The sequence below is a fragment of the Rhodoplanes tepidamans genome (genome assembly GCF_030813915.1).
Lineage (GTDB): Bacteria > Pseudomonadota > Alphaproteobacteria > Rhizobiales > Xanthobacteraceae > Rhodoplanes > Rhodoplanes tepidamans.
Map to the genome: position 1 here is coordinate 152,276 of NZ_JAUSUJ010000005.1, position 12,411 is coordinate 164,686.

9 protein-coding genes and 1 pseudogene are annotated in these 12,411 nt (G+C 72.5%); 6 read left to right on the forward strand and 4 right to left on the reverse strand.

Translation table 11 applies throughout. From position 1 onward, the window contains the following. The first annotated feature begins 174 nt into the window (after window positions 1-174). The 3 genes from J2S22_RS08150 to J2S22_RS08160 all read left to right on the forward strand — a co-directional run bounded on the left by J2S22_RS08150 (window position 175) and on the right by J2S22_RS08160 (window position 3,892). On the forward strand, window positions 175-2,205 hold the full coding sequence (locus J2S22_RS08150; protein WP_272776551.1) for a class I SAM-dependent methyltransferase: 2,031 nt from the start codon (window positions 175-177) through the stop codon (window positions 2,203-2,205). Between the two features lie 165 nt (window positions 2,206-2,370). Next, window positions 2,371-3,051, forward strand: a complete 681-nt coding sequence (locus J2S22_RS08155; RefSeq protein WP_272776550.1) for a class I SAM-dependent methyltransferase — start codon at window positions 2,371-2,373, stop codon at window positions 3,049-3,051. 187 nt (window positions 3,052-3,238) lie between these two features. After that, on the forward strand, window positions 3,239-3,892 hold the full coding sequence (locus J2S22_RS08160; RefSeq protein WP_272776549.1) for a hypothetical protein: 654 nt from the start codon (window positions 3,239-3,241) through the stop codon (window positions 3,890-3,892). Here J2S22_RS08160 and J2S22_RS08165 read toward each other — a convergent pair. After that, window positions 3,876-5,204, reverse strand: a complete 1,329-nt coding sequence (locus J2S22_RS08165) for a tetratricopeptide repeat protein (protein ID WP_272776548.1) — start codon at window positions 5,202-5,204, stop codon at window positions 3,876-3,878. The genes J2S22_RS08160 and J2S22_RS08165 overlap by 17 nt on opposite strands. Before the next feature lie 268 nt (window positions 5,205-5,472). Between J2S22_RS08165 and J2S22_RS08170 the strand changes: the two are divergent. From J2S22_RS08170 to shc, 3 genes and pseudogenes are all read left to right on the forward strand, one after another. Then, a pseudogene (locus tag J2S22_RS08170) lies at window positions 5,473-6,098 on the forward strand (TetR/AcrR family transcriptional regulator). Window positions 6,099-6,203: 105 nt separating this feature from the next. After that, entirely contained in the window at window positions 6,204-6,926 is a 723-nt protein-coding gene (locus tag J2S22_RS08175; RefSeq protein WP_272776547.1) for a TetR/AcrR family transcriptional regulator, read from the forward strand. A 13-nt stretch (window positions 6,927-6,939) separates the two neighbouring features. After that, window positions 6,940-9,051, forward strand: coding sequence for a squalene--hopene cyclase (shc, locus tag J2S22_RS08180; RefSeq protein ID WP_272776546.1), 2,112 nt, complete (start codon window positions 6,940-6,942; stop codon window positions 9,049-9,051). On the opposite strand, the gene J2S22_RS08185 is transcribed toward shc, so the two are convergent. The 3 genes from J2S22_RS08185 to J2S22_RS08195 form a co-directional block, all read right to left on the reverse strand. After that, window positions 9,017-9,244: an FmdB family zinc ribbon protein gene (locus J2S22_RS08185; protein ID WP_272776545.1), complete on the reverse strand. Its 228-nt coding sequence runs from the start codon at window positions 9,242-9,244 to the stop codon at window positions 9,017-9,019. The genes shc and J2S22_RS08185 overlap by 35 nt on opposite strands. A 131-nt stretch (window positions 9,245-9,375) precedes the next feature. Continuing rightward, window positions 9,376-11,235: a DNA helicase RecQ gene (recQ, locus tag J2S22_RS08190; RefSeq protein WP_272776544.1), complete on the reverse strand. Its 1,860-nt coding sequence runs from the start codon at window positions 11,233-11,235 to the stop codon at window positions 9,376-9,378. Between the two features lie 89 nt (window positions 11,236-11,324). Beyond that, a complete protein-coding gene (locus J2S22_RS08195; RefSeq protein ID WP_272776543.1) occupies window positions 11,325-12,308 on the reverse strand; it encodes an extensin-like domain-containing protein in 984 nt (327 codons plus the stop codon). Window positions 12,309-12,411 lie beyond the last annotated feature (103 nt).

Sequence of the window (12,411 nt, forward strand, 5' to 3'; positions counted from 1 at the left end):
GACCGGCCGTGACGGCCTGGAGAGAACCGCAGCGCACACCGACCGCGATCTCGGCCGGCGCGATCTCGCGCCGTGCGGGTCGAGCCCACCCAGGTCGACCGTCGGCCGCCTGAAACAACCGTCTTGCCCCGTACAAGAGCGGCAAGCACTTTTCACAGGCACGCGGACATCGATATGGCAGTCACCGGACGTCAGGCAGCCGAGACCCTCCTGAAGGTCTTCGGACCTTGCCGCGTGGTGCATGTCGGACCGGGAGACGACTCGCTGGCGGTCGAGTTGCGGCTCGCCGGATGTGCGATCTGTGCTGTCGACGAACTGTCGATCCCGCCCGGTCACGACCCGATGTCGCCGGACCGGCCGGCGGCGCTGCCGCCCGACGTCGTCGTCCTCGACCTGCTGCACGGCGGCGACCCCGCTGCGGTCCTCGCCGGCATCGCCCCGCGCCTCGGCTCTCCCCGCGGATTGATGCTGCGCAGTGAAGGGGAAGACCGACGGCGGGTCGAGGCGGGCCTGTGGAAGTCCGGATGGCGTCGTCATCCCGGAGCGATGACGGTTCACGACTATGCTAGGCTGCACGACATCGAGATGCCGGAGCTGGCATTCTACGAGCGCATCCCGCACGACGCGGCGCGTCGCTGGCCGGTCGAAGCGCTGGCGGCGGAGCGTGGGCTGCACATGGACATGCTGCGCGAAAGCGGCTGCCGCGCAGATGCGCACATCGTTCGCTACACGCTCGCCGCGACCTACATCCGACCCGGCGACACGGTCCTGGATTGCGCGTGCGGACTGGGCTACGGCACCGCCGTCATGGGCGCACTGGCACGGGCCTCGCGATTCGTCGGCGTCGACGCCGACGCCGGCGCGATCGACTATGCGACAGCCCATTACGGACGCGAGGACGTGGAATTCCGGATCGGCGACGCGGCCGCGCTCGACCGGATGGCCGACGGCTCCATCGACGTGGTCGTCTCCATGGAGACCCTGGAGCACGTCCCGGACTGGCGTGCCGCGCTCGCCGAGTTCCGGCGCGTGCTGAAGCCCGACGGACGCCTGATCGCGAGCGTTCCGGATCGCTGGGCGGACGAGACCGGACACGATCCCAATCCTTATCACTTCCACGTCTTCGACTGGCAGACGCTCGCCGGCGCCCTGAACGACGACTTCATCGTCGAGGCCAGATACCTCCAGACCGCCCCCGGCGGCGTGAAGCTGCCAGCCGCAACCCGGGTGCTGCGACGGATCGAGCTGGACGCCGACGTCGAGGCCGAATGGGTGCTGGTGGTGGCGTCCAACAACCCGTTCGCGGCCGACGAGGCCGCGTGCAGCCGCTACTCCCACCCGGCCTTCGCCAGGGCCCTCTCGGCCAGCGGCGCGGCCGTCGTCGACTTCGGCCGCGGCTACGACAATCCCTACCTGTACCGCCTGCTCGTGCAGATGGGCGAGCGGCTGACCGACGAGACGAAGCTGACGCGGCTCGCGGAGTGGGTGGCGACCTACGCGCGGGTCGGCTCCGCCGACCAGGGCGCCGGACTCTGCGTGCTCGGCTATCGGGCGTTGGAGGCCCGCAGCTGCGATGCGGCCCGCCAGATCGTGGAGCGGATCCAGGCCTACGACCAGGCGGCGGCCGCCGACCGGACGAACCCGCATGTGGCGCGCTGGCGGGTGTCCCTCGCCTTTCTGGCCGGCCGGCTGTCCGAGCTCACCGACGAGCGCGGCGCCGCGCTCGACTGGTACGGCCGGGCGTCCGAGGGAGACTGGCGCTCGTTCTCGCCCCTGCTGGCGACCAAGACGGTCGCCGCAGCGTTCTTCGCCGGGCGCTTGTGTCTCGCCGACGGCGATACGGTCGCGGCGCACCGATGGTTCGCCCGGGGGATCGCCGAGGCCCAATCCGCGGCGCAAAGCGATTTCCGCTCGATCCTCGGCGATCCGAACGAGCCGATTCCATTCGGACTGACCGAGCTCGCCGAAGTGATCGACATGGGATCCCAATGTGCGAACGCCGTCACCGCACTGGCCCTGTGGCAGCGGGATCCGGGGCTGTTCTGGCGGCAGGTCGACATCCGGCGCTTCGGCGTCGCGTCCTGGGCTCGTGACGTCGAGAAGGACAACCAACGATTGCTCGCGAGCCTGCAGGCTGCAAACGCCAAGATCGTGGCCACACAGCGAGAGCTGATCCGTTCACGTCGAGCACCCGAATATCGGTAGGCTCGCCGGCTTCGGCCCGGGCGCGCTCCACGTCGGCGCGAGAGGCTCGGAGTCTTCTGCCGGTTCGAGCAGCCCGGGCGCGGCCGGCACTTCGGCACCGCCGAGGCGGGATGACTTTCATAGGAGCACGATCCCTTCCGAGAATGCGTGCCACATCTCGGGATCATGCTTCACCACCTGATGCCGTCCGCGCCGACCGTCTGGTTCGTGCGCCCGGTCAACGAGGATCGAATGCTGCAACCCGATTTCGCCGAACTGGCTTGGCTGTTCACGTCCAGCAACCGCAACCGCGGCATTCTTCGCCAGAACTTCGACGAGGCGGCGCTGCTGTGGCGCGCCGTCCGCCGCAGCGCCGGCCCGATCCTGGAGATCGGACGCCGGCACGGCGGCTCGACCGCTCTGCTGCTGACCGCCGGTGCGGGCCGTCCGGTGACCAGCATCGACATCGAGCCGGCCCATCACGAGGTATGCCAGAGGCTGTTCGACCAGACCCTGCTCGCCACCCCTGAACGGCTCCATTTGATCGTCGGCGACTCGCGTGTGCCGCTGCCCGGCGCCAGTTTCGGCTTCGCCTTCATCGACGGCGACCATTCCTACGAGGGTGTGAAGGCCGACACGGCCGCCCACTGGGCCGCGCTCGAGCCGTATGGCGACAGCCCTCCGACCGTCGTCTATCACGACGCCGTGCCCAACGACGGGCTGGCCGATGTCGGCCAGCCCAATCATTGCGACGGCGTCCTGCTTCTGTGCCGGCAGTTGATGGATGCCGGAATCGCCCGTCCGGTCGCAACCGCCGGCTCCAGCCTGTGGCTGGAAAAGATGACGGAGTTGCCGTCCGACTTCTGAGGGGGTGCCTCTCGACACGCGACGCGATTGTTTCCTGGAGATGAAGGCGCTCTTTCCGCAGCGCACACTAGTCGCCGCAGTGCAGCATAGGTATGTTTACGGGTAGACTGAACCACGCGTTCGCCGTCTCACGCACGCAGAGCGTGCGGAGACGCCTCGCACGAGGGGCTCCAGGACCGACCCGACCATGATCTCGCTCGCCATCAATGCGGCGCTCGCCTTCTACGGCGCGGTCTTCCTCGCCGGCCATACGGCCTCGCAGCCCGATCCCTACACCGAGGCGCTGGGGTTCGCGGTGACGGGGCGGGAGAACGCCGACGTCAAGGTGGTCGACTGGTCGGCCTGCGCGTTCGAGGCGGATGGCGCCGTGATCCGGATCGGCGACATCGACCGCTCGCGGCTCGCCTTCGCGATCAAGGAGACGATGACGGGCTGGGGCCCGGTCCGGCGGGTCACCGTGACGCTGCACGGGGACGGGCCGGTCTACGAGCGCACCGACAAGGGGCTCGACGAGGAAGGCCCGTGGGACGACGAGGCGGTGCGGATGCTCAAGCGCATCGTCAAGGAGCGCAACCCCGAGCTGTTCCGCGACCGCAAGGTGGCGGCGCGCGACTACACGCTGACGCTCGCCACCACCGACATCGAGCGGGTGCGCCAGGACTGGACCACCGTGATGCGCGGCTGCGTGCCGCGCCGGTCGCCGTCGCCGTCGCCGGCTCCCGCCGAGTCGAGCGCCCCCGCTCCGATCGCGGCCGCACCGGCCGCTGCGTCCCCCTGGCGGCTCGACGCCGCGACCCTGTCGGCCTGGACGGCGGCGGCCTGGACTACGCCGCCGCTCTGAGCGCCGTCGCCCGCGCGGCGAACAGCCGGGCGAGCGGGCTCTCCGGCTTCGCCGCGGCGCGCTCCGCCGCCAGCGCGGCGGCGAGCGCAGCGTCGCCGTCGCGCAGCGCCGCCTCGATCAGGGTGAGGTCGATCACGTCGCGCTGGGCGTGGCTGCCGCCGAACCGGTGAGCGATGCCGCGCACCGGCCGCAGGAGCCGCACCGTGTCGGCCCAGCGGCCGTCGCCGAAGGCGACCATCGCCTGCACGACCGGCGCACCGACCTCGCGCGTGAAGGCGGCGTTGTCGCCGGGCCCCTCCATGGCGCGCCGCTGCGCCTCGACGACGCGCGCCACCGCCTGCGGCCGCCCGGCTCCGACGAAGGCCATCACGGCGTGCACGTCGTTGAACGCATAGAGCCCGGCCTCGGCGACCGGCTCCCAGGCGTCGGCGATCTCGGCGAAGCGGGGACCGACGTCGATGCCGCGCAGATGCAGGCGCCACAGCATCGCCGCGGCGTCGATCATGTCGAGGATCAGACCCGAGCGGCCCGAGCGGATCGGGCCGTCATAGAGGTCCAGCACCGCGTCGATCTCGCCCCGCTCCAGGTGATAGAGGGCGAGGTGCCACCAGTTGTGCACGGCGAGGAAGTTGCCGTCGGCCCAGGCGTCCGGCTCCCGGCTCATCCAGGCGATGCCGTCGTCGTGGCGGCCCTGCATCTCCATCACGTGGGCGACGGCGTGCCGGGCCCAGGCGTCGCGCGGCTCCGCCTCGACCGCCGCCCGCCCGGCCCGCTCGGCCTCCGCATAGGCGCCGGTCTCCTCCAGGCCGAAGGCCGCCATGCCGAGCACGGCGTGATGGCCGGGCACCGCCGGCGACCACGCCGGCCGGGCCCGGGCGATGCGGTCGCGCAGCATGCGGGCGTCGCCGCGGAAGAAGTCGAGCTGGTGGCCGGCCTGGAGGGCGAGCAGGTCGCGCGGATGCGCGATGGCGACGTCCTCCAGCACCCGGGCCGCCGCGTGCCAGCGGGCGTCGGCGAGATGGGCGATCGCCGCCAGGTGGCCGCGCTCCTGCTCGGTGCCGGCGCGGTCCCGCGCCGCAGCGAGCGCGGCGCGGGCCACCGGCACACCGGCCGGCTCGGTGCCGAGCAGGTGCAGCCACGCCCTGAGGGCGTGCGCCATCACGAAGTCCGGGCTGTCGGCGAGCGCCGCGTCGACGGTGGCGACCGGGTCGTCGCGGAACAGCGCCAGCTCTCCCACGGCCTGGTCGTAGAGGCGGGCGGCGGCCTCGCTGGCGCCGCCGAGGCGATGGCCGCGGATGTCGGTGACGGTCATGGGGGTGTCCTCTTCGACGGTCGTCCGGCGCCGGCGGCGGCCGGTCCGGCGTCTCTTTGGTCGGTACGGACCCTACCGGCGCGACCCGTCCGGCATCAGTGGACCCGTGGTACGGCCCGGTTCACGAACCCGTCAGTCGCGATTTCAACGGCTTGGCCGCCGCCGGGGGGACGGCGGCGGCCGGCGCGCCCGACCCGGCGCGCAAAGCCGCACTCGTGGTACAGTGCGGGATCGCCGCGAACCGGAGCCCCCGCCGATGTCGACAGCGATGCCGCAGACCCGCCCGCGCCGGCGCGGCGAGACGCGCGAGCGGCTGCTCGCGGTCGCCGAGGAGGCGATCCTGGCGAAGGGCTTCGCCGCCACCTCGATCGACGAGCTGATCGCCGCCACGGGCCTCACCAAGAGCGGCTTCTTCTACCACTTCAAGGACAAGGGCGAACTCGCCAAGGCCCTGCTGCGGCGCTATCTCGACCGCGACGAGGAGATCCTCGACGGCCTGTTCGCCCGCGCCGACGCGCTCAGCGACGACCCGCTGCACGGCTACCTGATCTTCCTCAAGCTGTTCGCCGAGATGCTTGCCGACCTGCCGGGCGCCCATCCGGGCTGCCTCGCCGCCTCCTACTGCTACCAGGAGCAGCTCTTCGACCAGGAGATCCGCGACCTCAACCGGGCCGGGGTGCTGGCCTGGCGGGCCGCTTCCGGGCCCGGCTCGACCGCATCGCCGAACGGCATCCGCCGCGGCTGCCGACCGACCTCGACGTGGTCGCCGACATGGCCGCGACCCTGGTGGAAGGCGGCATCGTGCTGTCGAAGCTGCTGCGCGATCCCGCCGTGCTGCCTGGCCAGGTCCTCGCCTACCGGGACTATGTGCGGCTCCTGTTCGGAACCGCCTGAGGGCAGGCGGCCGCCGACCGGGGGCATCGGGATCTTGCCTTTGCCGAAACGATACGCTACTGGACCGTTCCGTTAGCCGGCGAGGGGCGTCGGCGCGGAGACGCAATGCCGACGCCATACACGGAGATCCAGCCGCAGCGTCCCGGGCCGCGCAGCGGCGGCCGGCCGTCGCGCGAGGCGGCGGCCCGCATCGGCGGACGCATCCTCTCGGCGGCCAGGGCGTTGTTCCTGCGCGACGGCTTCGCGAAGACGTCGATGGACGCGATCGCCATCGAGCTGGGCATGTCCAAGCGGACCCTCTATGCGCGCTTCCCGGCCAAGTCCGACCTGTTCGCGGCGGTCGCCGCCGACGTGCTGGAGCAGTCGCTCGCCGGCATGGCGGACCTCGACCTGCCCGGCCGGCCGCCGCGCGAGCAGATCCTCGAGGCGGCGCGCCGATTCGTGGAGACGGCGCTCGCTCCCGAGCTGGTCGCCCTCGACCGGGTCGCCACTGCCGAGGCGCGGCACGCCCCCGATCTCGCCCGCCGGGTCCACGAGCACGCCGTCGCCCGCTCGGTGGAGGTCATGGCCGGGCTCCTGTCGCGCAGCGGGCTGCTGCCGGACGCCGACCCGCAGGAGATTCACCGCGACGCCCGGCTGCTGCTGGAGTTCGTGGTCCTGCCGCCGCTGCGGGCCGCCGTGCTGGGCTTGACGGAGGCGGCCGAGGAGACCCATAGCGACGCCCTCCTGCGCCGCCGGGTCGAGATCTTCCTCGACGGCGTCGTCTCCAGGCAACACCCGGCGGCCGAGACCCGTCGGGGGTCCGATCGGACCTCCGAGCCAACGTGAACGTGTGTGACTCATGAGTGTGGTGGACGTCGAACCCGGCAGCCGGGACCTCGGCAATGTCGAGAGTGCGCTGCGGTCGGCCGTGCGGGCCGCGGCCGACTGGCTGATCGAGCGGCAGAAGCCGGACGGCCACTGGGTCGGCCCGGCGCAGTCGAACGCCTGCATGGAGGCGCAGTGGTGCCTGGCCCTGTGGTTCCTGGGGCTCGAGGACCATCCGCTGCGCCCGCGCCTCGCCCGCGCCCTGCTCGACACCCAGCGGCCGGACGGCTCCTGGCAGATCTTCCACGGCGCCCCGAACGGCGACATCAACACCACGGTCGAGGCCTACGCGGCGCTGCGCTCGATGGGGCATCGCGACGACGAGCCGGCGCTGCGCCGCGCCCGCGCCTGGATCGCCGACAAGGGGGGCCTGCGCAATATCCGCGTCTTCACCCGCTACTGGCTGGCGCTGATCGGCGAATGGCCGTGGGAGAAGACGCCCAACCTGCCGCCCGAGGTGGTGTGGCTGCCGCTGTGGTTTCCGTTCTCGATCTACAATTTCGCCCAGTGGGCGCGCGCCACCCTCATGCCGATCGCGGTGCTGTCGGCGCGCCGGCCGAGCCGGCCGCTGCCGCCCGAGAACCGCCTCGACGCGCTGTTCCCCGAGGGACGCGACCGGTTCGACTACGACCTCCCCCGGAAGGCCGGTGCCGGGGCATGGGACGTCTTCTTCCGCGCCGTCGACAAGGCGCTGCACGCCCTGCAGACGGCCGGTGGCCGGCTCGGCCTGTCGCTGCAGCGCGAGGCGGCGATCCGGCACGTGCTGGAGTGGATCGTCCGCCACCAGGACGCCGACGGCGCCTGGGGCGGCATCCAGCCGCCCTGGATCTACAGCCTGATGGCGCTGCGGGTCGAAGGCTACGGGCTGGACCATCCGGTGATCGCCAAGGGCCTCGCCGCCCTGGACGATCCGGGCTGGCGCGTCGACCGCGGCGCGGCCACCTTCATCCAGGCGACCAACAGTCCGGTCTGGGACACCATGCTGACGCTGCTCGCCTTCGACGATGCGGCCATGGCGGACCGGCATCCGGAGGCGGTCGACAAGGCGGTGCAGTGGCTCCTCGACCGCCAGGTGCGCGTGCCCGGTGACTGGTCGGTCAAGCTGCCGGACGTGGCGCCGGGCGGCTGGCCGTTCGAATACGCCAACAACTCCTATCCCGACACCGACGACACCGCCGTCGCCCTGATCGCCCTCGCCCCGTTCCGCCACGACCCGCACTGGCGGGCGCGCGGTATCGAGGAGGCGATCCGGCGCGGCGTCGACTGGCTGATCGCCATGCAGAGCCGGTGCGGCGGCTGGGGCGCCTTCGACAAGGACAACGACAGGCGCATCCTCACCAAAATCCCGTTCTGCGACTTCGGCGAGGCGCTCGATCCCCCGTCGGTCGACGTGACGGCCCATGTGGTCGAGGCGTTCGGCAAGCTCGGCGTCTCTCGCGAGCATCCCGCCGTGCAGCGGGCGCTGGCGTTCCTGCGCCGCGAGCAGGAGCCGGACGGCGCCTGGTTCGGTCGGTGGGGCGTCAACTACGTCTACGGCACCGGCGCCGTGCTGCCGGCGCTCGCCGCCATCGGCGAGGACATGCGCCAGCCCTGGATCGCGCGGGCCTGCGACTGGCTGGTGGCGCGCCAGCAGGACGACGGCGGCTGGGGCGAGAGCTGCGAGTCCTACATGGATGCCGCGACGGCCGGCCGCGGCGTCGCCACCGCGTCGCAGACCGCCTGGGCCCTGATGGCGCTGCTCGCCGCCGATCGCCCCGGCGACCGCGAGGCGATCGAGCGCGGCTGCCTGTTCCTGGTCGAGCGCCAGACGCGCGGCACCTGGGAGGAGGCGCAGTACACCGGCACCGGATTCCCGGGCTACGGAGTCGGTCAGTCGATCCGGCTCGACGACCCGCTGCTGCGCCACCGGCTGATGCAGGGCCCCGAGCTGTCGCGTGCCTTCATGCTGCGCTACGACCTCTACCGGCATTACTTCCCGCTGATGGCGCTCGGCCGGGCGCTGCGCGCGCGCCGCGGCGCGGCCGGCACCGGGTCGACGGCGCAGGCGCCGGTCAGCGCGGCCGTTCCGAGCGGCCGTAATGGCTGAAATGGCCTTCGCGGGCGGCCTGGGCGCGGGCGGACGTGATCAGGCCCTTGCTCCGGCCCTCCGGCGCCACGCGGGAGACCAGGCGCTCCAGCGCCGTGCCGCCGCAGGCCGGACAGACCGGCGTGTCGGAAGCGCGGATCAACAGTTCGACGTCCTTGTCGCAAGTCGCACAATGATAGCCGTAGAGCGGCATGACGGAGGCTCCCCGTCGGCTGTGAAAGCCTGATCGTTCGACGGAATCCGACGCCTCGCCGACCCGCTCGCACGGCCGGCGCGGCGTCGTGACGGGTCTTGCAGAAATCGGACCATGTCGGCCCGCCGAGGTCAGGCGGCGTCGGCCGCCCGCACCAGGGCGATCAGGTCGGCCCCGTAATGCTCGAGCTTCTTGTCGCCGATTCCCGGCACGGCGCGGAGCTGATCGAGCGCCGTCGGCCGGGCTGCGGCGATGCCGTCCAGCGTGGCGTCGTGCAGCACCACATAGGCCGGCACGCCGCGCCGGCGCGCCTCCTCGGAGCGCCACGTCTTGAGCCGGGCGACCAGAGCGGCACCGGCGGCATCGACGGGCGCGGCCGCCGGGTCGCCACGCCGGGCACGGTCGCGTCGGGCCCGCCGTGTGTCCGCCTGCTCGCGCAGCATCACCCGGGTCTCGCCCTTCAGCACGCTGCGCGCCGTGTCGGTCAGCCGCAGCCCGCCATAGGCTTCGGCATCCGGCCGCAGATGGCCCAGCGCGACGAGCTGGCGGGCGACGGCGCGCCACTGCTTCTCGGTCATCTCGCCGCCGATGCCGAACACCGACAGGGTGTCATGCTGCAGCGACTGCACCCGCTCGGTCGGGCGGCCGAGCAGCACGTCGATCAGATGCGCGACGCCGAAGCGCTGGCCGGTGCGATAGGCGCAGGACAGGAGCTTCTGGGCCGCGACGCTGCCGTCCCACTGGCGCGGCGGCGCCAGGCAGTTGTCGCAGTTGCCGCAGGTCGCGCCGGCGCGCTCGCCGAAATAGCCGAGCAGATGGGCGCGCCGGCAGCCGGCCGTCTCGGCGAGGCCGACCAGCGCCTCGAGCTTCTCGCGCGACACCCGCTTGAAGGCGTCGCTGCCGGTCGACTCGTCGATCATCCGGCGCTGCTGGACGATGTCGGAGAGGCCGTAGGCCATCCAGGCCTCGGCCGGCTTGCCGTCGCGCCCGGCCCGTCCGGTCTCCTGGTAATAGGCCTCGATGCTCTTCGGCAGGTCGAGATGCGCGACGAAGCGCACGTCCGGCTTGTCGATGCCCATGCCGAACGCGATGGTGGCGACGATGACGACGCCGTCCTGGTTGACGAAGCGGTCCTGGTGGCGGGCCCGCACCGCGGCGTCGAGACCGGCGTGATAGGGCAGCGCCGGGATGCCGGCCCGCACCAGCGCGGCCGCCGTGTCCTCCACCTTGCCGCGCGACAGGCAGTAGACGATGCCGGCCTCGCCGGCGTGGCGGTCGGCGATGAAGGCCTCGAGCTGGCGCTGCGGGCTCGTCTTCTCGACGATCTCGTAGCGGATGTTGGGCCGGTCGAAGCTGGCGACGAACATGGGCGCGCCGGCGAGGCCGAGCCGCTCGACGATCTCGGTTCGGGTGCGGGCGTCGGCCGTCGCGGTGAGCGCGATGCGCGGGACCGTGGGGAATCGTTCGGCCAGCACCGACAGGCCGATGTATTCGGGGCGGAAGTCGTGCCCCCATTGCGACACGCAGTGCGCCTCGTCGACGGCGAACAGCGCGAGCCGCGCCCGCTCGAGCAGCGCGAGACAGCGTGGGGTGAGCAGCCGCTCCGGCGCGACATAGAGAAGGTCGAGCTCGCCGGCGACGAGCTGCCGCTCGACCGCGGCCGCCTCGTCGAAGGTGAGGGTGGAGTTGAGCACCGCGGCGCGGACGCCGGCGTCACGCAGGCCTTCGACCTGGTCGCGCATCAGCGCGATCAAGGGCGACACGACGATGCCGCAGCCGTCGCGCAGCAGCGCCGGCAGCTGGTAGCACAGCGACTTGCCGCCGCCGGTCGGCATCAGCACCAGGCAGTTGCCGCCGTCCGTGACGTGGCGGACGATCTCCTCCTGGGCGCCGCGGAAGGACGGCAGGCCGAACACCGCCTCGAGCACCGAGAGCGCGGTCGGCCGGCGATCGGACTCGCGTCCGGGACTGGAAACCGAGTGTTGCGCCATGCGCCTTCGCGAGCCGGTCGGGAACGTGGCCGGAGAATAGTCCGCCGCCTCCCCGGCTTCAATTGCATCCCGGACGAAAGGCCCGGGCTTCACTCCGGCCCCGGCGCCGCGGCGGCATCGGGCGGGGCGGCGTCGGGCGCGACCGCGTCGGGCTCGGGCTCCGGCTCCGCCTTGGGGTCGGCTTTCGGATCGGCCTTGGCGTCCGGTTTGGCGGGCTCGGGCTTCGGCTTCGCCGGCGGTTTCCAGGAGGCGTCGCGGACCTCCCACTTGCACAGGCGCATCCCGTTGCGCCGCTCGGCCAGATCCACGTGCACATGGGCTTCGTGATAGCCGTCGGAGCCCGGGCCCAGCACCGTCATGAAGCGGGCGCAGACCGACTGCGCGAGCGCGCTGCGCACCGGCTTGTCGGCCAGGTGGTCGGTCAGGACGATGGTGCGCCCGCTCGCGAAGGCGACGGCACGCACGTCGAGCGCGTTGCCGGTGCCGTGCTCGCTCATCTTCGCTCCGGCGACGCGGTTGCGGGTGCGGCACTCATAGGCGCTGTCGACCACCAGGGCCGAGGGCGGACCGAGCGCGGCCGTCGCCGCGACCACGTCCTCGCGCACCCAGCTGGCGACCGCCTCGGCCATGCCGCAGCGCAGCCGGGTCTGCGGCTGGAACGGCGCCTGGAGGGCGACGCGGCCGCCGCCCGGCAGCCGGATCGCGATCAGGCGGACGAGCTCGCGGGTCTCGCAGCCGGCGGGTCCGAGCACCGGCGGCTCGGGCTCCGCCTCGGCGAGGCCGGCGAGCCGGGCCAGGCAGGCGGCATGGGCGGCGTCGGCCTCCGGATCGCCCGGCGGCCCGGGAATCGGCAGCCCGGCCGAATCGCGCGCCGGGCCCGGGCGCGGCAGCGGCACGGCGACGGGAAGGCCCGCCGGCAACAGGTCGGCCGGCAGCCGGACCAGCGGCACAGTCGCCGGTGCGTCGGGCGGCCGCGGACGCGGCAACGGCACCGGACCGGCCGGCCCCGGCGCGGCGACGGCCATCCCGCCCGCGGCGGCCAGCAGCACCGCCGAAATCACCGAGTTCCGCATGCCCCCTCGCCGTCTCCCCCCGCCGCCGACGACGAGCCCCAGCGATCTCGGGTGCCATTGTGGCGCCAGCGGGACGGTCGGGCGACGAGCCGGAATGCACGGG